This is a genomic window from Haloferax sp. SDI50, from assembly GCF_059802635.1.
On the sequence record NZ_JBPULL010000001.1, the window covers coordinates 826,826 to 845,637 of the forward strand.

The 18,812-nt window shown below is 69.0% G+C and carries 19 protein-coding genes; 16 read left to right on the forward strand and 3 right to left on the reverse strand.

The window, feature by feature from the left end; all coding sequences use genetic code 11:
- The first annotated feature begins 18 nt into the window (after nt 1-18).
- Genes ACSR87_RS04355 through ACSR87_RS04370 form a run of 4 tightly spaced genes read left to right on the forward strand, consistent with a single transcriptional unit; the run spans nt 19 to nt 1,998 of the window.
- Nucleotides 19-570, forward strand: a complete 552-nt coding sequence (locus ACSR87_RS04355; protein WP_498529642.1) for a hypothetical protein — start codon at nt 19-21, stop codon at nt 568-570.
- A 45-nt stretch (nt 571-615) separates the two neighbouring features.
- On the forward strand, nt 616-891 hold the full coding sequence (locus ACSR87_RS04360; RefSeq protein WP_004042202.1) for a 4a-hydroxytetrahydrobiopterin dehydratase: 276 nt from the start codon (nt 616-618) through the stop codon (nt 889-891).
- Nucleotides 888-1,283, forward strand: coding sequence for an LWR-salt protein (lwrS, locus tag ACSR87_RS04365; RefSeq protein WP_498529643.1), 396 nt, complete (start codon nt 888-890; stop codon nt 1,281-1,283). Before ACSR87_RS04360 ends, lwrS begins: the two co-directional genes overlap by 4 nt.
- 46 nt (nt 1,284-1,329) lie before the next feature.
- A complete protein-coding gene (locus ACSR87_RS04370; RefSeq protein ID WP_004062646.1) occupies nt 1,330-1,998 on the forward strand; it encodes an HAD family hydrolase in 669 nt (222 codons plus the stop codon).
- Nucleotides 1,999-2,069: 71 nt separating this feature from the next.
- Here the strand turns inward: ACSR87_RS04370 and ACSR87_RS04375 are convergent, their stop codons facing one another.
- The 3 genes from ACSR87_RS04375 to ACSR87_RS04385 all read right to left on the reverse strand — a co-directional run bounded on the left by ACSR87_RS04375 (nt 2,070) and on the right by ACSR87_RS04385 (nt 6,037).
- Nucleotides 2,070-2,816, reverse strand: coding sequence for a response regulator (locus tag ACSR87_RS04375; RefSeq protein ID WP_498529644.1), 747 nt, complete (start codon nt 2,814-2,816; stop codon nt 2,070-2,072).
- Nucleotides 2,817-2,915: 99 nt separating this feature from the next.
- Entirely contained in the window at nt 2,916-4,820 is a 1,905-nt protein-coding gene (locus ACSR87_RS04380) for a molybdopterin biosynthesis protein (protein WP_498529645.1), read from the reverse strand.
- Nucleotides 4,817-6,037 (reverse strand): molybdopterin molybdotransferase MoeA, encoded by a 1,221-nt coding sequence (locus tag ACSR87_RS04385; protein ID WP_498529646.1) that lies wholly within the window; start codon nt 6,035-6,037, stop codon nt 4,817-4,819. Before ACSR87_RS04385 ends, ACSR87_RS04380 begins: the two co-directional genes overlap by 4 nt.
- Nucleotides 6,038-6,179: 142 nt before the next feature.
- Between ACSR87_RS04385 and ACSR87_RS04390 the strand changes: the two genes are divergently transcribed.
- The 12 genes from ACSR87_RS04390 (at nt 6,180) to ACSR87_RS04445 (ending at nt 18,790) form a co-directional block, all read left to right on the forward strand.
- Nucleotides 6,180-6,548 (forward strand): Hsp20/alpha crystallin family protein, encoded by a 369-nt coding sequence (locus ACSR87_RS04390; RefSeq protein WP_004062650.1) that lies wholly within the window; start codon nt 6,180-6,182, stop codon nt 6,546-6,548.
- An 8-nt stretch (nt 6,549-6,556) separates the two neighbouring features.
- Nucleotides 6,557-8,233 (forward strand): ABC1 kinase family protein, encoded by a 1,677-nt coding sequence (locus ACSR87_RS04395; protein ID WP_498529647.1) that lies wholly within the window; start codon nt 6,557-6,559, stop codon nt 8,231-8,233.
- 57 nt (nt 8,234-8,290) lie between these two features.
- Nucleotides 8,291-8,719 carry a DUF5518 domain-containing protein gene (locus tag ACSR87_RS04400; protein WP_004042194.1) on the forward strand — a complete coding sequence of 143 codons (429 nt, stop codon included), beginning with the start codon at nt 8,291-8,293 and terminating at the stop codon, nt 8,717-8,719.
- A gap of 94 nt (nt 8,720-8,813) precedes the next feature.
- On the forward strand, nt 8,814-9,188 hold the full coding sequence (locus ACSR87_RS04405; RefSeq protein WP_004062652.1) for a translation initiation factor IF-5A: 375 nt from the start codon (nt 8,814-8,816) through the stop codon (nt 9,186-9,188).
- 16 nt (nt 9,189-9,204) lie between these two features.
- Nucleotides 9,205-10,020 (forward strand): agmatinase, encoded by an 816-nt coding sequence (speB, locus tag ACSR87_RS04410; RefSeq protein WP_498529648.1) that lies wholly within the window; start codon nt 9,205-9,207, stop codon nt 10,018-10,020.
- 140 nt (nt 10,021-10,160) lie between these two features.
- On the forward strand, nt 10,161-10,922 hold the full coding sequence (locus tag ACSR87_RS04415; protein ID WP_498529649.1) for a Nif3-like dinuclear metal center hexameric protein: 762 nt from the start codon (nt 10,161-10,163) through the stop codon (nt 10,920-10,922).
- 81 nt (nt 10,923-11,003) lie between these two features.
- Nucleotides 11,004-12,029 (forward strand): deoxyhypusine synthase, encoded by a 1,026-nt coding sequence (locus tag ACSR87_RS04420; protein WP_498529650.1) that lies wholly within the window; start codon nt 11,004-11,006, stop codon nt 12,027-12,029.
- 129 nt (nt 12,030-12,158) lie between these two features.
- The gene (locus ACSR87_RS04425; protein WP_498529651.1) at nt 12,159-12,848 is read left to right on the forward strand and encodes a helix-turn-helix domain-containing protein; all 690 of its coding nucleotides are present in this window, start codon (nt 12,159-12,161) and stop codon (nt 12,846-12,848) included.
- 101 nt (nt 12,849-12,949) lie between these two features.
- Entirely contained in the window at nt 12,950-14,350 is a 1,401-nt protein-coding gene (locus ACSR87_RS04430; RefSeq protein WP_498529652.1) for an APC family permease, read from the forward strand.
- Nucleotides 14,343-15,626: a M20 family metallopeptidase gene (locus ACSR87_RS04435; protein ID WP_498529653.1), complete on the forward strand. Its 1,284-nt coding sequence runs from the start codon at nt 14,343-14,345 to the stop codon at nt 15,624-15,626. The genes ACSR87_RS04430 and ACSR87_RS04435 overlap by 8 nt, the downstream gene beginning before the upstream one ends.
- Nucleotides 15,627-15,719: 93 nt before the next feature.
- The gene (locus ACSR87_RS04440; RefSeq protein ID WP_498529654.1) at nt 15,720-16,805 is read left to right on the forward strand and encodes a hypothetical protein; all 1,086 of its coding nucleotides are present in this window, start codon (nt 15,720-15,722) and stop codon (nt 16,803-16,805) included.
- 290 nt (nt 16,806-17,095) lie between these two features.
- Nucleotides 17,096-18,790 (forward strand): L-lactate permease, encoded by a 1,695-nt coding sequence (locus ACSR87_RS04445; RefSeq protein ID WP_498529655.1) that lies wholly within the window; start codon nt 17,096-17,098, stop codon nt 18,788-18,790.
- The last annotated feature ends 22 nt before the right edge of the window (nt 18,791-18,812 follow it).

The window sequence follows — 18,812 nt, forward strand, 5'->3', positions numbered from 1 at the left end:
CGGGACCACTCCGCGACGATGTTACCACGCCGACCGAAAGCGACGAGCCTCGTGTGTGGCTCCCGTTTCGACGCCGACCACCGAGGAACCGCCAGCCGTGGCTGTGCCCGTGCCCGCGCGTTCCCGGCCGTCGGCCGGCGTCTCGTGAACCGCCTCCGGGCGCGAGCGCGTCGCCGCCTCGTCGGGGCGACTCCGGAACGACGAGTTCACGACCTCGACGGCGTCGCTCGGGCGACCGTCGTCGGCACGGTCGCGGGCGTCGCGGGCGACGGGCCGGCGGTCGAGGTCTGGCGGGGCGAGGCGAGCGCCGGCGACGACCGACGAGGGGAGAGTGATCGGCCAGTCGTCGGCCGTGCGACGCGCCCGTTCGTCCTCCGCGACCGCACCGGGGAGGTCCGGGTCCGCGTCCCGCCGGGCGGGCACGTCGCGTTCGGCGGCGGCGGGGCGACGGGAACCATCGCCCGCGGCGACGAGGTCTCGGTGACGGGACGCGTCGTCCGCGGCCGCGACCGCGGGGGACGACGGCTCCTGACGGGGCCGCGGTTCGTCGTCCGCGCGGGCAACACCTGACAATCCGGCAGAATCCTTATCGGGGTGCCACCCGACGGATTCGGCATGGCAGAACTGCTCTCGGACGACGAAATCGACGCACAGCTCGGGTCGGATTGGGAACGCGACGGCGACGAAATCGTCCGCGTCTACGAGTTCGACGACTACCTCGACGGCGTGGCGTTCGCCGCCAGCGTGGGCGAGGTGGCCGAAGAGGAGTTCCACCACCCCGAGATAACGATTCGGTACCAGGAGGTCGAAGTCCGCCTCACGAGCCACGAGGAAGGTGGCATCACGGATAAGGACCTCCGACTCGCTGACCTGTTCGACGACGAGCTGTGACAGACGACGGGACCGCGGAACTCACCTACGTCTTCCGGGTTCGTTTCCGCCTCGATGCGGCGTCGGGCGTCGAGACCGACCCGCGGGAGTTCGAGACGACGGTCCGCGTCACGCCGCCGCCGCCCGGCGAGGAGGGCTGGCTGCTGTTCCGCGACGCGCTGTGGCGGGGCGAGGTGAACGACGAGCGCCACGCCCGCGACCTCGCGTCGTCGTGGCTCGACGCGCCCGTCGTCTCGTGTTCGTTCTCCGAACTCCGGACCGACGAGGCGTCGCTGGCCGCCTTCCGCGAGGCCGTCGCCGCGGACCTCGACGCGTTCAACGCCGACTCGGTCCGCGAGGTGCTCCACAAGTACTTCGGGAGCGCGATTCGCGTCGAATCGAGCGATTCGTGACGCAGGGCAAGACATTTATCCACGCCTGACGTACTGTATTGTCCGAATGGTCGCCGATGACTACGATTTCTGGCTGTTCGACCTCGATGGGACCCTCGTCGACGCCGAGTGGTCGTACACGCGCGACGTGTTCGACCGCGTCGGTGACCGACTGGGTCGTCAGTTCACGGACCGCGAAGCCGAGACCATCTGGCACGGACTCGGCGGCGCGCGCGACCCGATGCTCCGCGAGTGGGGCATCGACCCCGCCGAGTTCTGGCCCGCGTTCCACCGCGAGGAAGACCCCGTAAAGCGAGCCGAAGTGACGTACCTCCACGACGACGCCGAGCGCCTCATCGAGGAGATTCACGCCGCCGGCCGGCCGGTCGGCATCGTCACGCACTGCCAGCAGTTCCTGACCGACCCCGTGTTGGACCATCTCGACGTGCGCGACTGGTTCGACACCGTCGTCTGTTGCACCGAGGAGACGGGGTGGAAACCCGACGCCGCGCCGGTGCGGCGGGCTATCGGCGGGCTGGGGTTGGACGACCGACTCCTGACCGACGGCGGCACCGCGGGCGTGCTCGCCGGCGACGGCGAAAGCGACATCGGGGCCGCGTGGAACGCCGGTTTGGACGGCATCCACGTCGAGCGCCACGGTCCGGAACACCGCGGGCGCTGCGTGCTCGGGGAGTACCGCGTCGAGAGTTTCGACGACCTCGTTCGCTCCGGATAGGTCGGCCGATTCCGCTCACAGAGACAGATTCCTCGGGAATCGCGGGGGCAGCGGCCGAGAAAAGTCGCCGCTCAGGACAGCGTGTGTTCGGGCGTCGGGCGGGCGAAGATGTCGCCGGTGCTCGTGACGGCGACCTGAACGTCTTCGTACGGGAACCGGACCTCGATGCCGGGGCGCTCTTCGTCCTCGACGACGGGTCGGAGCAGTTCTTCGAGCGCGTCGGTGTCGATGTACTCGTACAGCGGCGTCTCGATGGCCGAGAGTCCGCTGTAAGACTCGACGGCCTCCACGATGACGATGCCGAGTTCTTCGTCGCCAATCCATTGCCCGACGAGTTCCCAGTTATCGTCGAGGCCGAACGTGGCCTCGGCGGCCGCGTCGGCGTGGTCTTCGAGGGCCTGCGTGACTGCGGAGGCGCCGACGGCGAGCGCGGAGTCGACGCTGTCGTCATCGACGAGGCTCCGGACTCGCTGGAGGACCGTGGCGAGGTCACTCGGGCCGGCCTTCTGGACGTACTCGGTGACGCCGGCGGTCGAGGCGACGTCGGCGACCTCGGACCACTCTTTCGCCGTGAACAGGAGGATGGGGATGTCCGCGTGCTCCTGTCGGACGGCCTTGACGAGCGGTACCCCGTTTGGGAGGACGAGCGAGTCGCTCACGACGCAGTCGACCGACTCGGCGGCGATGACGTCGAGCGCCTCCGTCGCCGTCTCGGCGGTGAGAAAGGAGACGGCGTCGAGTTGGCGGAACGCGGCGGCCGAGAGGGCGAGCATCTCGGGGTCGTCGTCGACGTGTAGGACCTTCAGCGGGCGGTTCATATACCAGTTATACACACTACGTGGATAAAAACGTTCCACTTAGTTTATACTTCAGCGGAACGCGAATATCTGAACCGCCCGCGGCGACTTTCTAAAGGGTTACCGGGGTGTTTGGCCCCTCTCGAACCCTACGAGGTCGGCAAAGACATCGTCGCTCGCCGCGAGCGCGTCGCGGAGCGAGTCGACGCCGGGTTTCTCGATTCGGGCCGGGTTCGCGAGGACGGCGACCGGCTGTGTCCCGAGCGAGACGAAGTCGAGTCCGAGCGAGTCGGCGGTCGCGCGGAGGCCGAGTCCCGCGTCGGCGCGGCCGGCGGCGACCGCCCGCGCCGGGCTCTCGAACGCCTTCGTCCCGCGGTCGAACCCTTCGATTGACTCCTCGAGTTCGTGGCGGGTCGTCCCGCGCTCGTCGGCGAGGGCGGCGACCGCGTGTCCGAGGTCGGTCCGCAGGCCGGAGTTCGAATCCCGGTTGATAAAGCGGAGGTCGTCGTCCACGAGGTCCGCGAGGCCGGACACGCCGTCGGGGTTGCCGGCGGGGACGACGAGTCCCCACTCGCGGGTCCACGAGCCGAGTTCGACCGCGTCGATGTCGTCGATGGCGTCGCCCCGGTCGCCCGCGACGACGGCCACGTCAGAGATGCCGTCTCGGAGCCGCCGCAGGCCCTCGCGGGAGCCGAACGGGAGATACCGCGGCGACGACACGCGGTCGAGGATGCGCGAGAGCGCGGGGTCGTCCTCGCCGACGCCGAGCAGTGCCGGCGCGCGAACGTCGGGCGAGAACAGGTGAACCGTTACCGACTCGCCTTCCGCGAGGTACTCCACGTCGGCCGAAACCTCGACGACGCCGTCGGCCTCGACGAGGCTCGTCGTCGCGCCGGACCCCTTGTCGACGGGGTAGACGAGCGTCTCTCCGTCGCCGTCAGCGACGAGTCCGACGGGCATGAGCCGCGTCCGGCCCTCGGCGTACCGCTCGCGGGCGGCCATCGTCCCCTCGACCGTCGCGGTCCGGGGCTCCGGGAGGCCCGCGGCGTCGCGGACCGCCGGCGCGACGAACGTCCGGAAGATGGTGAGCGCCGACACCGGATAGCCCGGCAGGCCGATGTAGGCGCTCCCCTCCCCGAGCGTGCCGACGAGCATGGGTTTGCCGGGCTTGACGGAGACGCCGTGAAGCAGGAGTTCGCCGCGCTCGTCGACGACGCGGTAGATGACGTCGACCGCGCTCGCGGACGTGGAACCGGACGAGAGTACGAGGTCGCACTCGTCAGCCGCCCGGCGGAGCAGGCGCTCTAGCTCCTCGTAGTCGTCGCCCGCGTGGGGGTAGAGCTTCGGGACGCCGCCGGCCTCCTCGACCCCCGCGGCGATGGTATAGGAGTTCACGTCGTAGATTTCGCCCGCCTCGGGGCGGAGGTCCTCGCCCGGCCGGACGAGTTCGTCGCCGGTCGAGACGATACCCACGGTCGGCTTCCCGCGGACCGGAACCTCGTCGGCGCCGAGCGCCGACAGCAGGCCGATTTCGCGGGGCGTCAGGCGCGTCCCGGGGCCGAGGGCGCGCGCGCCGGCGGCGATGTCGGTCCCGGCGGGCATCACGCTGTCGCCGGGGGCGACCGACGAGTAGACGACGAGCGAGCCGTCTCGCTCCTCGGTTCGTTCCACGATGACGACGGCGTCCGCGCCCGGCGGCATCACCGCACCGGTGGAGATTTCGACGGCGGTTCCGGAGTCGACCGCCACGTCCGGTTCGTTCCCGGCGTGGACCGCTCCGGCGAGGTCGAGTTCGACCGGGTCGGCCTCGTCCGCGCCGAAGGTGTCGCGGGCGCGGACCGCGTAGCCGTCCATGCTCGCGCGGTCGAAGCCGGGCACGTCGAGTTCGGCGTCGATGCGCTCGGCGAGGACGCGGCCGCGGGCGTCGTCGAGCGCCACGGTCTCGGCGTCGGGCGTCAGGTCGAGCGACGCGATGGCCTCGCGGGCGTCCTCGGGTGAGGCGAGGTCGCGGAACTGCTTTCTCATGCGGACCACTCCCAGCCCTCGACGGCGACCGTGTCGCCCTCGTCGTAGCCCTCTATCTCCTCGGGGACGACGACCCAGCCGTCCGCGAGCGCGACGCTGGAGAGGATGCCCGACCCGCTCGTCCGGGTCGGCTCGGCGGTCGCCTCGTCGCCCGACGCGTCGAGTTTGACGCGGGCGAACGTCCGCGTACCGGGCGAACTCGGGAGTTTCCTGGTGAGCGTCGCCTCCTGCGTCGGCAGGGGGCGCTCGGGGAGCGAGCCGACGTGCTTCAGCACCGGCCGCAGGAACTGGAAGGCGTTGACGACGCAGGCGACCGGGTAGCCGGGAAGCATGACGACGGGCGTGCCCTCGACCACGCCGACCGCGACGGGGTGGCCGGGTTTGAGGGCGACGCCGTGAACGAGTACCTCACCGATATCGTCGATGACCTCGGGGATGAGGTCGCGTTCACCGACCGACGACCCGCCGGTGGTGACGACAACGTCGTGGTCGAGGTCGGACTCGACGGCCTCGCGGAGCAGGTCGGCGTCGTCGACGACGATGTCGCGGTAGCTCGCTTCGCCGCCCCAGCGTTCGACCAGCCGGGAGACGGTCAGGCCGTTGGTCTCGATGACCTCGCCGGGGCCGGGGTCGGACTCGACGAGTTCCTCGCCGGTCGGGATGACGGAGACGCGGGGGCGCTCGAACACCGTCACCTCCTCGACGCCGACGGAGCGAAGCAGGCCGATATCCGACGGGCGAAGCTCGTGACCGGCCTCGAACAGCGGGGTTCCCTCGCGAACGTCTTCGCCGCGCTCCCCGACGTTCTCGCCCTCCGCGAGCGCGTCGAACACTTCGAGTTCGTCGCCGAGGCGCTCGGTGTGTTCGACCATCACGACGGCGTCGGCCCCGTCGGGCACGTCGCTGCCGGTGTGGACGCGGGCGGCGGTCCCCGGTTCGACCGGGCCGTCGACGATGCGGAGGACGTTCGGCGACCGGCCGCTCGCGCCGAAAGTGTCCGACGCGCGAACGGCGTAGCCGTCCATGGCGGCGCGGTCGTAGCCGGGCACGTCGGCGGGCGCGACCGCGTCCTCGGCCAGCGCCCGGCCGTCGGCCTCGGCGAGCGGTCGGCGCACGGTTCGGTCGTGCGGCGTCGCCGCCGCGAGAAGTTCCTCGCGGGCGTCCGACAGCCGCGTTCGTTGCTTGAACCCGGCCGTGCGTCGGTCGTCGTGGTTCATACCGACCCTTCGGTTCGGGGGGCAAAAAGCGTCGGCCTCGGGCGCGGCGGCTGGCGATTCCAGAACCGGACGGTGGCGTCTCGCGCTCGCGCGGGCGCGCGAGACCGCCGGGTTTTTCGACCCCGGCTCCCTATGAGCGTTCATGTCAGCACTGCGCGACGCGCTGTCCGACCTCCCGGACGCGGTGTTCGCCGACCTGTTGGAGTCCGAGACGTCCTACCTCTTGGTCCTCGACCTCCCGGGCGTGACCGCCGAGACGGCGGAGCTTCGGGTCGAGAAAGGCCGATTGGTCGTCGAAGCGCGACGCGACAAACAGCTTCCCGCCGAGTTCGACTACGTCCGCGAGGAACGACCGCTGTTCCTCGACGCCGAAGTTCCACTCCCGCCTGACGCCGTGGCCGACGAGGCCGAGGCGTCGATGGAACGCGGGACGCTGGAAATCCGGCTCCCCAAGCGCGAGGCCGCCTCCGAGCGGACCATCCCCATTACCACCGGCGACGAAGACGCCTGACGAGGCGGGTGGTCACGCTGGTCAACCTCCGCGCCTACTGGCGGTTCCTCGTCGTCCTGTATCAGTTCTTTCCGCTCATCGTCGCGTACACCCGTGACAAGCGGAAGTACCTCCTGTTCGGCGGCGGCCGACGCGTCACGACCGAGATGCGCGTCGAGCGCGCCGACGTCCTCCTGGAGTCGCTACTGACGCTCGGGCCGACGTTCATCAAGCTCGGACAGCTCCTGTCGACGCGCCCCGACATCCTCCCGCCGGAGTACATCGAGGTGCTCGGCAGCCTCCAAGACGACGTGCCGGCCGCGCCGTGGGACGAGTCGAAGGCCGTCCTCGAAGCCGAACTCGGCCCCGTCGAAGAAGCGTTCGACGCGTTCGACAGCGACCCGATAAGCGGCGCGAGCCTCGGTCAGGTGTACGTCGCGGAGTACGAAGGCGAGAAGGTCGCCGTCAAGGTCCGCCGCCCCGGCATCGAAGACCTCGTCGAAGCCGACCTCCGAGTGATTCGGTGGTCGATGCCGCTTCTCATGCGCTTTATTGGTGAGGGGCGGGCGTTCTCGCTTGAGAACCTCGCCGACGAGTTCGCCAAGACCATCCGCGAGGAGATGGACTACGCCGAGGAGGCCGAGACGCTCGTCGAGATTCAGGAGAACTTCGCGGACGACGACACGCTCGTCATCCCCGAGCCGATTCCCGAGCGCTCCGACGACCGGGTGCTCACGATGGAGTACCTCCCCGGAACCAAGATAAACAATATCGACGCGCTGGACGACCTCGGCATCGACCGCACGGAGTTGGCGACGAACCTCCAGCGAATCTACCTCCAGATGATCGTCGACGACGGCGTCTTCCACGCCGACCCCCACCCGGGGAACCTCTCCGTGACCGACGACGGGCGCATCATCTTCTACGACTTCGGGATGCACGGCGAGGTCGACCCGTTCATCCAGGACAAAATCGTGGAATTCTACATCGCCGTCGCCAACCAAGACGTCGACGGCATCCTCGACACGCTCATCGAGATGGGGACGCTCAGCCCGAACGTCGACCGGCAGGTGATGGGCGACGTGATGGAACTCGCCATCGCCGACGCCCGCGGCGACGACATCGAGCAGTACCGCGTCAACCAAATCCTCGAACAGGTCGAATCGACCATCTACGAGTTCCCGCTGCGACTCCCGCGGAACCTCGCGCTCGTGCTCCGGGTCGCCGGCGTCGTCGAGGGCGTCTGCGTCACGCTCGACCCCGAGTTCGACTTCATCTCGGTGGCGACCGACTACCTGACCGAGGAGGGCTACCGCGAGGAGAGCGTCCAGAAAATCATCGAGGGCGTCGGCCAGCAGGGCCAAAAGACCGCCCAGTCGCTGTTCCGCGTGCCGCCCAAACTCGAACGCGTCCTCGACCGGGCGGACCGCGACAACCTGACGCTCAACGTCCGGCTGGAGGACAACCGGGGCGTCCTCGACAAGCTGGCGAAGCGACTCATCTACGGCATCTTCCTGTCGTTCGGCTTCGTCTCGACGGTCATCATCTACGCGCTGAACCCGGAGAACCTCGTCGCGGTCGGCGCGGCGGGCGTACCGACGGGCGTCGTCGCCCTGCTCCTGTGGCGGTCGTTCCGCTCGCGGAAGGGCATCCGGACGACGCCGCAGTTCACCCGGCAGAACCTCAAAGAGCGCCGCAGAGAGTAATCAAAGCTGAGAATCGGGCGCGTAAGTTTATCGGCTCTCGCGGACACACTCTCGGTCATGACGGAGTGGCGAGCGGTGTCCGTGGGGGTGTGTCTCGCCGCGTGCACTGAGTCGCTCGTCTACGCGATGACGGGGCAGTTCACGCTCGTCGGCGGGGTCACGGGGAGCGCGCTCGCCGGCTACGTCGTCGGCACCGACCCCGCCGACGGCGGCTGGCACGGCCTCATGGCCGGCGTCGTCTGGGGCTGTCTGCTCATGCCGCTGTCGGTGCTTTTGACGTTTCTCGAGCGGACGCCGATTCTCTTTCCGTTCCAGTACGTCATCCCGCTGGTCGAGACGCCCGGCGAGCTGACGACCGCCATCATGCTCGCGCTCGCGCTGCCGAACGTCGCGTCCGGGGCGCTCGGGAGCCGCGCCAGACGCGACGCGACGGGGACGTGGTTCGACCCGGAGATGGCCGAGGTCGACGCGGTCGAAGACGCCTGACCGAACCGGCCGACGGCCGCGCATTCCACGGCAGAGATTCGCGTGCGAAGACGGTTCCAAACCGTTTATACCCTCCATCCGATAACGGAGAGACATGGCGAAAGAGCAGAAGCAGGTGCGCGAGCTCCAAGAAGGAAGCTACGTCATGATGGAAGAAAAGCCGTGCAAAATCAACGCTTACAGTACCGCCAAGCCGGGCAAGCACGGCAGCGCGAAGGCGCGCGTCGAAGCCCGCGGCGTCTTCGACAGCAAGAAGCGCTCGCTCTCCCAGCCTGTCGACGCGAAGGTGTGGGTGCCCATCATCGAGCGGAAGCAGGGCCAGGTCGTCTCCGTCACCGGTGAGGACGCCCAGATCATGGACCTCGAAACGTACCAGACGTTCACGATGCGCATCCCCGAGGAAGAAGACCTCAACCCCGAAGACGAGATCGAGTACCTCGAGTACGAAGGCCAGCGAAAGATCGTCTAAACGGGGGGCCACAGAGATGTTCCCCGGAGCAACCGCAGACCGCGAGGTCGCTGACTACGTCCTTCTCGGCGCTCCGCTCGACATCTCGACGTCCTTCGAACCCGGAACCCGTTTCGGACCGAATCGAATCCGTCGGTTCGCCGAGTCGTTCGACGACTACGACCGGCGTACCGACCAGTTTTTCACCGACTTGCGCGTCCACGACGCGGGCGACATCCGCGCGTGGGACGACGCACCTGAGTACGTCGACTGGCTCGCCGGGAGCGTCCGCGACGCCGTCTGGGACGACGCCGTCCCCGTCGTCCTCGGCGGCGAACACACCGTCACCGCTGCGGGCATCACCGGCGTCGAACCCGACGTGTTCGTCTGCCTCGACGCCCACCTCGACCTCCGCCGCGCGTACGACGGCAACGAGTGGAGCCACGCCACCGTCACCCGCCGCGTCCTCGACGAACTCGGCGTCGACGAGGCCGTGATTCTCGGCGCGCGAACCGGCTCGCCAGACGAGTGGGAGCGCGCCGCGGCCGACGACGTGACCGTGGTCGAACCCGAGGCCGTCCCCGACTGGGAGCCGGAGTTCGACGGCGACCAGTCCGTCTATCTGAGCGTCGATATCGACGCCGCGGACCCGGCGTTCGCGCCCGGCACGGGCACCAAAGAGCCGTTCGGCCTCACCTCCCGGGAGATGCGAGACGTAGTCCGAGCGGTCGCACCTCACGCCGACGGCTTCGACGTGGTGGAGGTCAACGACCGCGACGACGGACAGGCCGCGTCGCTGGCGGCGAAGCTCCTCCGGGAGTTCGTCTTCTCGCACGCCGGCGGGCGGTCGTAAGCGACTGACGGTCGGGCGGAGCGCCGACCGCTGGACGGTCGCCACGAACCGCCGGTCACGCGCGCCGCCGCCGACATCGCGAACCACCGAACCGCGCACCGTCCCGCTCCTTACAAGTCCCCGAGTCACCACTCCCCGGTATGCAGCTCTCCGACATCGTCGCCCGACTCGACGAGACGCTCGCGACCGACGACTTCGCCGACGTGGACGCCAGCGCCAACGGCTTGCAGGTCGGTCCCGACGAGAAATCGGTCGAGAACGTCGCCTTCGCGGTCGACGCCGCGGAAGCGACCATCGACGCCGCGCTCGACGCCGACGCCGACCTGCTCGTCGTCCACCACGGCCTCGTCTGGGGCGGCCTCGACCGACTGACCGGCCGCGACTTCGACCGCATCGAGCCGCTGGTTCGCGGCGACCTCGCGCTCTACGTCTCGCACCTCCCGCTTGACGGCCATCAGGAACTCGGCAACGCCGCCGGCGTCGCGGACCACCTCGGCCTCGGGGACACCGAGCCGTTCGGCTCGCTCGGCCCGATTCACATCGGGCAGGCGGGGACCTTCGAGTCGCCGCAGACGGCCGACGAGATTCGGGCGGCGCTCGACGAACTCGACGGGAGCGCGGGCACGACCGTCCTCGACTTCGGCCCCGACGAGATTTCGTCGGTCGGGGTCGTCACCGGCTCCGGCGTCGATTGGCTGGACGAGGCCATCGACCGCGGCGTCGACGCGCTCGTCACCGGCGAGGGCAAACAGAAGGTGTACCACGAGGCGCGCGAAGCCGGCATCTCGGTGTTCCTCGCGGGCCACTACGCGACCGAGACGTTCGGGGTGCGGAGCCTGCGCGACCTCGCAGACGAGTGGGGGCTCGAAACCGAGTACGTCAGCCATCCGACCGGGTTGTAGGGACGACCGAACGTCTGACAACCCGCGGCACGGCCTCGCCGGACCGGGGCGTTCAAACGCTCGGCCGACGCACTCCCTCGCATGAGCGACCACGACGATGACGGCTACGAGATGCCGGACCGCGAGGAGTTTCAACACGACCCGCTGGGCCACGCCGAGGTCCGCGGCGGCATGACCGTCGGCGAGTTGGTCGAGCAGTACGGCCACGCGGGCATCGGCGCGGCCGACGTACACGAGGCCGCCGACATCTACGCCGAGATGCTGGCCGACGACGACTGCACGGTGTTCATGTCGCTGGCCGGTGCGATGGTTCCGACCGGGATGCGCAAGGTCGTCTCCGACCTCATCCGCGACGGCCACGTGGACGCCCTCGTGACGACGGGCGCGAACCTCACCCACGACGCCATCGAGGCCATCGGCGGCAAACATCATCATGGGTCTCAGAACCACGGCGAGAAGACCGAACGCGAGCACGACGAGACGCTCCGCGACGAGGAGGTCGACCGCATCTACAACGTCTACCTCCCGCAGGAGCATTTCGCGCTGTTCGAGTCCCACCTGCGCGACGAGGTGTTCCCGGCGCTGGAAGAGGAAGGGACCGTCAGCATCGCCGCCCTCTGCCGCGAACTCGGTCGCGCCAACAGCGAGGTCAACGACCGCGAGGGAGTCGAGGAGGACGCCGGCGTCGCCGCCGCGGCCTACGAGGCCGACGTGCCCATCTACTGTCCGGCGGTGCAGGACTCCGTCCTCGGCTTGCAGGCGTGGATGTACTCGCAGACCTCGTCGTTCTCGCTGGACGCGCTGGCCGACATGACGCCGCTGACCGACCTCGCGTACGACGCCGACACGGCCGGCTGTCTCCTCGTCGGCGGTGGCGTCCCGAAGAACTTCACGCTCCAGACGATGCTCGTCACGCCCGGCGCGTACGACTACGGCGTCCAGATTACGATGGACCCCGCCGCGACCGGCGGGCTCTCGGGCGCGACGCTCGACGAGGCGCGCTCGTGGGGCAAACTGGAGAAGGACGCCCGCAACACGACGATCCTCGGCGACGCGACCATCATGCTCCCGCTGCTCGTCGCCGCGGCGCGCGAGCGCATCGAGTAACGCCGCGAGGAGCCACGACCGGCTGCAGACGGGCGCGACTGCCGCGGCGCTCCGCCCTCTCGGCCGTCGCGGCCCGTCGCGTCAGGTGGGATACCTTTTTGCCCGGCGAGCACCCTTCCATGCCAACGAATGGCACGAGAGGGTGCGCAGGGCGTTCGCGTCTGTCTCGACATCTGGCACCCCGACTGCTGGACGCTCCAAGTGACCGCGGAGACGAGCGGCGGCCTGCTCGGTCACGGCGTCCACGAGATAGACGGCCTCGCCAACGGGCGTTTCACCGCCTACGCCGATACGGCCGAGGAAGTCGACGAACTGGTCGGGGCCGTCCGCGAGTCCCCACTGACCGAGTCGGTGTGGGAGACCGACGAGCACGACGGCGACGCCGGGGTGCCGGGGAGCGCGGCCCGCGGTATCGTCGTCCGCTACGACCTCGGGAACTCCATCAACGACGCCCTCGTCTCCCGCGGGTTCATCCCCGACGAGCCGGTTCGGATGCAGGGCGGCCGCGAGCGCTGGACTGTGCTCGTCCACGAGACGCGCCAGACCGTCCACGAGCGGCTAGAGGAGATTCGAGCGGAGCGAAACGCCGACATCGACGTGGAACTCATCACCGCCCCCGAAGACGGCGGCGGCATGTTCCGGACCGACGCGCTCTCCGAACGCCAGCGCGAGGTGTACGAACTGGCCCGCCGCCGCGGCTACTACTCCTGGCCCCGCGAGGTGAGCGCCGCGTCGCTGGCGGCCGAGCTGGATATCTCGAAGGCGACGCTCCTCGAGCACCTCCGGAAAGCCGAATCGAAACTGCTCGGGGACTACTGACCCCGCTTTTCGATTCTCCGGGTCGAAAGCCGACGGGTCGGCGCTCACCCCACTCATGAGAGGGAGGGGTACTTTACGCGACAACTGACCCATGTGATAGCATGTCATCGGTGGACGTGAACGACGGACGGAGCCTCTCGCGGGACATCGGGCTGTTCGGCGCGGTGAGCACCGTGGTCGCGGGCACCCTCGGCGCGGGGCTGTTCGTCACCCTCGGCACGGCGAGTTCGACGACGGGACCGAGCGTCATCCTCGTCGTCGTCCTCTCGGGGCTGCTCGCGATGAGTATCGCGCTCAACTACGGCTGGATGGCGACGATTTTCCCCGGCGCGGCCGGGTCGTACGCCTACGTCTCGCGGGCGTTCGACAGCCGACTCCCCGGCTTCGTCGTGACGTGGTCGAAGTGGCTCGGCTACATGGCCGCCGACGCCGTCCTCGCCATCGGATTCGGGAGCTACTTGCAGGTGTTCTATCCCTCGGTCGACCCGACGCTCGCCGGGTTCGGCCTGCTCACGGCCCTCTTTCTGGTCAACCTCGTCGGCGCGAAGAGTTACAGCGTCTCGCAGAACGCCATCTTCGGCTTCCTCATCCTGTCGATACTCGTGCTCGTCGGCCCCGGGTTGCTGAACATCGACGCCGCGAACTACCAGCCGTTTTTCACCGGCGGCTTCGACGGCTTCGTCGCCGCCGCGGTCCCGCTGTTCTACGCCTACATCGGCATCGCCGTCGCCGGGCAGATGGGCGCGGAGGTGAAGAACCCCTCGCGGAACCTCCCCCTCGCGATGGCCGGCGGGACGGCCATCCTCATCTTCCTGTACGTGCTGACCGCCGGCGTCATCTACGGCGTCGTCGGCGACTACACGGTCCTCGCGAACTCGGCGCGACCGCTGTCGACTGCCGCGGAGGTGTTCCTCGGCGATATCGGTACCGCCATCGTCGGCATCGGCGGCCTGCTCGCCACCGCGTCGTCGGTCCACGCGGTCATGGCCGCGGGCATCAAGATGCCCTACTCGTGGGCGTGGGACGAGGTGTTCCCCAAGCAGTTCTCGGCGGTCTCCGACCGCTTCGGGACGCCCCACTGGTCGCTGTTGACGCTCTACGTCGTCGCCTCGGGCCTCACCTTCTGGAGCACCGGCCTCAGTCAGGCCATCGCCATCGCCACGTTCAGCTACCTCATCGCCTACGCCGCGGTGTCGATAACGGTGCTGTACGTGCTGTACAGCCGCACCGACCTCCGCGCGGAGGCGGGTTTTTCGCGCCCGACGCTGCTCACGGTGACGGGACTCGTCGGCTCGCTCGGCGCGGTCGGACTCCTGACCGAGGCGTACAAGGGCTCGCTGTCGATTTACGTCCCGTGGGTCGCCGTCGGCCTCGTCGTCTTCGGCGTCTACTGGTATCGCGGCCAACAGAAGGACCACGACGTGGAGGCCATCCTCGGGACGCTCCCCGGCGTCCCCTCCGACGAGTACAACCCCTCGGTCCGCGGGGTGAGCGATGACTGACGACGCGACGCCGCGGGGGGACCGCTCGGACGACTCCGACGCCGACCCCAACCCCGACCCTGACTCCGACGCCGACTTCGATTCCGCCTCCTGCGTCGACCCCGACGAGACCATCGACCTCTTGCAGGAGCTCGTGCGGATTCCGAGCCCGTACTTCGAGGAGGCCGAGATAAGCGAGTTCGTCTACGACTGGTTGGACGCCCGCGGACACGACCCCGACTACCACCACGTGAGCGAACCGGACATCACGGCGTACGAGGGCGACAACGTCGTCGCCCGACTGGCGGGCGCTGACCCGGACGCGCCGACGCTCCTGTTGAACTCCCACATGGATACCGTGAAACTGGTCGAAGACTGGGACGAAGACCCCTGTTCCGGCCGCATCGAGGACGGAAAACTGTACGGACAGGGCGCGTGCGACATGAAAGGCGGCCTCGCGGCCGTCATGGCCGCCTTCGACGCGCTCGCCGGCTGTGACCTCGCCGGCGACGTGCTCCTCACGGCCGTCGTGGACGAGGAAGGACCCTACGGACTCGGCACCGACCGCCTCATCCGCGACGGCGTCGTCGACGACTGCGACGCCGCCATCGTCACCGAACCCGGCCCGATTCTCGCACAGGGGGATATCGAAAACCCGGCGCTCCTCCTCGGCGCGCGCGGCCGCTACTTCTACGATATCGAAGTGCGCGGGGAGGCCGCACACGGCTCGAAGCCGGACACCGGCGTCAACGCGGTCGTCGAGGCCGGTAGACTCGCGGCCGCGCTCGACGACCTCGACGTGGGCGACCACCCGAAACTCGGGTCGGGGTCGACCTGCCCGCTGAAAATCGAGGGCGGCAGTCAGACGCTTTCTGTCCCCGAGCGCGCTCGCCTCATGGTCGACCGCCACGTCGTCGTCGGTGAGACCCTCGAAGACGCCCGCGCCGACGCCGAGCGCGCCGTCGAGGAACTCGGCTTGGAGAGCGAGGTCGACGTGGGCTTCCGCGAAGCGCCCGACGAGGGCATCCGCTACGGCCCCTACGTGACCGACGAGGACCATCCGCTCGTTTCGGCCCTCTCAGACTCGACTCGCGCGGTCTCCGGCGTCGACCCCGCCTACGGCTACTTCTCCAGCGTCGGCGACTTCAACTACCTCGGTGACCGCGTCGGCCTTCCGACGGTCATCGTCGGCCCCGACGGCGAGAACATCCACGCCGCCGGCGAGTTCGTCTTCACCGACGACGTGGTCGACGTGGCCGACATCGTCGCCGACGCCGCCGTCCGATTCCTCGGCTGAGGCGGCGTCCGTGCCCGCTCCCGAGGCCGCACGTTCTCAACGCCGAGAACCGGGCGCAAACACCTAACAGTCGGGACCGGCACCTCGGACGCAATGACAGCGCCGCGTCTCACGTCGGTCGTTTCGGACCGCACCGACGTCGAACTCGCCGCCGTCTTCGAGCGCGTCTGGGGGGCGCGGGGCTACCAGACGCGCGTCCGCTTCCGCGGTCCTGACGTACACGTGGACGCTGTCGGGAAGACGCCCGAGGGCGCGAAACGCGAGCTCCGAATCTGGATTACGTCGACGGGAACCGTCACCGCGGACAAGGCGAGCGCGTTCGTCCGGCGGTGCGAGCGCGCCGGTATCGAACCCTACGTGGCGGCGGTCGGCGGCGGCCGCGTCGCACCCGACGCCCACCGCCCCGGGCTCGTCGTCCTCGACGCACCGGCCATCGCCGTCGAAATCCGCGAGACGGGCGTCGAGTCGTTCGTCCGCAACCTCGCCGCCGAGGGAGACGGTGAGAGCGACGGCGAGAGCGGGGGTCTCGGCTCCGAAGGCGACGGCGACGCCGAAGACCCGGAAGCCCCGGAGGACGACGAGGCCGACCGACTCACCCGCCGCGAGGCACTCACGAAGGCCGGTACCTACGTCGCCGGCGGCCTCGTCACCTACCTCGCCGTCGAGCGCGTCTCCGATTTCGTCCAGCGGTCCCCGAAACTCCGCGCCGCGGTCGCCCGCCGTGTGGCGTGGCTCGACGCCCGCCTCCCGGACGTGCGCCTCCCGACCGTCGAGTGGTCGGTCCCGACGCCGCAGCCGCTCTCGGAGGAGTCGACCCTGCCGAACCGAACGACTGCGGTCTCGACGCCGGCGAACGCGACGACGATTCCCTACGCCGACCTCCGGGAGCGCCCCGGGACGTACACGGGGACGGCCGTCACCTACGCCGGCCGCGTCGAGGAGACGATGGAACGCGACGAGCTCCGGCTGGCGCTCGTCGCCGTCGAGGACGACCGGGGACGACTCAGCGGCGACGTGGTCGCTCGCTGGCCGACCGGCCGGTTTTTCGACGACGACATCGGCTTTCGACTGCTCGCCGACGAGCGCGTCCGGTTCTGGGGCGTCGTCGCCGGCGAAGGCTCGATTTCGGGCGGCGTGCAGTATCCCCGCATCGACGTGTCCGTGTTAGAGAAGTCGTGAGTGAGTCGGTTGCGGGGCGGGCGAGACCGATGGTGATTACTCGGTTGCGAGGCGAGAGCGAGGTGGCCGATGACGACGGCACCGTTCCGAACCGAACTAGGCACTCGGTGATGCGGAGCCCTATGAGTGCCGAGGCCACTTTCTCACTCGAAGTCCATCAGCCCGTAGCCTGTGTCACGCGACCCGGTGACTTTGTCGCTCGACTCTCTTAAGCCTGCTTTCGGTTCGACGGGACAGAGAACGGTGCGCGTACTACAACAAACTCGGTCACAAACACACAGAAAGACACAATGACTTCAGTCGTGATTTTGGCACTCGCGGCGAGCGTCCCAATCGTCGTCGCGTTCGTCCTCCTCGCCGGGCTTCGGTGGTCGGCGGCGCGGTCGATGGGGGTCGGGTGGGTGTTGGCGACGGCGCTGGCGTTCGCAGTGTGGGGTATGGAGCCGACAGCGTGGGCGGGAGCCGCGGTGTACGGCGCGCTTGAGGGGCTCAACATCGTCCTCATCGTCTTCGGGGCGATTCTGCTCATGAACTACTTGGAGGTCAGCGGCTCCATCGAGACGATTCGGTGGTACTTCCGCCGGCTGGAGCGCGACCGCCGCATCCAGTTGCTCCTCATCGGCCTCGGCTTCGAGACGATTATCGAGGGCGTCGCGGGCTTCGGGACGCCGGGAGCGCTGGCCGCGCCGCTGTTTATCGGCCTCGGCTTCCCGCCGCTGGCGGCGGCGGTGTTCGGGCTGTTTTTCAACGCGCCGAACCCGCAGTTCGGGGCCGCGGGGACGCCGATTATCGGCGGCGTCAGCCAAATCGAGTCGATTCTCCCGGCGGCGATGGCGGGCGGGCCGTTCCGGCAGTTAGTCTCGGCGTGGACCGGCGTCATGACCGGGCTGACGTTCGCGTTCTGGGGGCTCCTCGGCGTGTTCCTGCTGGTCTACTGGTTCGGTGACGACGACGAGCGGTCGGTTCGCGGGGCCGCGCGAGCCGCCGCGCCCATCGCGCCGTTCGCGCTCGTCCTCGGCGGGCTGACCGGCGCGGTGCAGCTCGCCGTCGCGTGGTTCATCGGCCCGGCGCTCCCCGATATCGCCGCCGGGTTCGCCGTCCTCGCCGTCGGCGTCGTGATGGCCGACCGGGGCGTGCTCGTCCCGTCCGAGCGATGGACGTTCCCCGACCGGCGGGGCTGGCTCGACGAGTGGTTAGGCGGCCTCGACCCGTCGTCGCTCGACACCGAAGAACCGCGAAAGCGGATGCCGGTCTGGATGGCGTGGGCACCGTACGTCGCCGTCGCGCTCGTGTTACTGGTCACGCGCTGGCCGACGCTCGACCTCGTGTCCGTCTTACAGGGGTTCACGGTCGGCCCCTACCGGATATTCGGGTACGAGACGATGGAGTGGTCGCTGGCGTATCTCTACCTCCCGGGGACGATGCCGTTTCTCCCCGTCGCCGTCCTGACCGGCCTGTTCTACCGGATGGACGCCGGCGAGATGGCCGACGCTTGGGTCGAGTCCGGGCGGCAGGTCGCGACGGCGGCGGTGACGCTCGTCGTCGCCGTCTCGCTCACGCAGGTCATGATTCAGTCGAGCATCAATCCCACCGGCACCGTCGGGATGATGAACGTCCTCTCGTTGGTGTTGGCCGAAGGGGCGGGGGCGGCGCTTCCCGTCGTCGCCCCGTGGATCGGCGCCCTCGGGACGTTCGTCACCGGGAGCAACACCACGTCGGACATCCTGTTCAACGCCCTGCAGTACAACGCGGCCGCCGACGTCGGTATCTCCCGCGCGCTCGTCGTCGCTATTCAGAACGTCGGCGGCGGCGTCGGGAACATGATATCGGTCCTCAACATCGCCGCCATCTCCGGCGTCATCGGTATCGCGGGCCGCGAGGGCGACATCCTCCGGAAGGTGGTCGTGCCGACCGTCGTCTTCGCGCTGTTCGCCGGCGCCGTCGGGTCGCTTCTGGTCTACGTCGTCGCCCCCGGCGTGTTCTAGGCGGCGGTGAGGCGGCGGGAGG

Excerpts from the sequence above, each read along its gene's own strand:
- ACSR87_RS04355 (WP_498529642.1), top strand. The coding sequence starts at position 19 with ATGTTACCACGCCGACCGAAAGCGACGAGCCTCGTGTGTGGCTCCCGT.
- ACSR87_RS04360 (WP_004042202.1), top strand. The coding sequence starts at position 616 with ATGGCAGAACTGCTCTCGGACGACGAAATCGACGCACAGCTCGGGTCG.
- ACSR87_RS04370 (WP_004062646.1), top strand. The coding sequence starts at position 1,330 with ATGGTCGCCGATGACTACGATTTCTGGCTGTTCGACCTCGATGGGACC.
- ACSR87_RS04375 (WP_498529644.1), bottom strand. The coding sequence starts at position 2,816 with ATGAACCGCCCGCTGAAGGTCCTACACGTCGACGACGACCCCGAGATG.
- ACSR87_RS04380 (WP_498529645.1), bottom strand. The coding sequence starts at position 4,820 with ATGAGAAAGCAGTTCCGCGACCTCGCCTCACCCGAGGACGCCCGCGAG.
- ACSR87_RS04385 (WP_498529646.1), bottom strand. The coding sequence starts at position 6,037 with ATGAACCACGACGACCGACGCACGGCCGGGTTCAAGCAACGAACGCGG.
- ACSR87_RS04390 (WP_004062650.1), top strand. The coding sequence starts at position 6,180 with ATGTCAGCACTGCGCGACGCGCTGTCCGACCTCCCGGACGCGGTGTTC.
- ACSR87_RS04400 (WP_004042194.1), top strand. The coding sequence starts at position 8,291 with ATGACGGAGTGGCGAGCGGTGTCCGTGGGGGTGTGTCTCGCCGCGTGC.
- ACSR87_RS04405 (WP_004062652.1), top strand. The coding sequence starts at position 8,814 with ATGGCGAAAGAGCAGAAGCAGGTGCGCGAGCTCCAAGAAGGAAGCTAC.
- speB (WP_498529648.1), top strand. The coding sequence starts at position 9,205 with ATGTTCCCCGGAGCAACCGCAGACCGCGAGGTCGCTGACTACGTCCTT.
- ACSR87_RS04415 (WP_498529649.1), top strand. The coding sequence starts at position 10,161 with ATGCAGCTCTCCGACATCGTCGCCCGACTCGACGAGACGCTCGCGACC.
- ACSR87_RS04420 (WP_498529650.1), top strand. The coding sequence starts at position 11,004 with ATGAGCGACCACGACGATGACGGCTACGAGATGCCGGACCGCGAGGAG.
- ACSR87_RS04425 (WP_498529651.1), top strand. The coding sequence starts at position 12,159 with ATGGCACGAGAGGGTGCGCAGGGCGTTCGCGTCTGTCTCGACATCTGG.
- ACSR87_RS04430 (WP_498529652.1), top strand. The coding sequence starts at position 12,950 with ATGTCATCGGTGGACGTGAACGACGGACGGAGCCTCTCGCGGGACATC.
- ACSR87_RS04435 (WP_498529653.1), top strand. The coding sequence starts at position 14,343 with ATGACTGACGACGCGACGCCGCGGGGGGACCGCTCGGACGACTCCGAC.
- ACSR87_RS04440 (WP_498529654.1), top strand. The coding sequence starts at position 15,720 with ATGACAGCGCCGCGTCTCACGTCGGTCGTTTCGGACCGCACCGACGTC.
- ACSR87_RS04445 (WP_498529655.1), top strand. The coding sequence starts at position 17,096 with ATGACTTCAGTCGTGATTTTGGCACTCGCGGCGAGCGTCCCAATCGTC.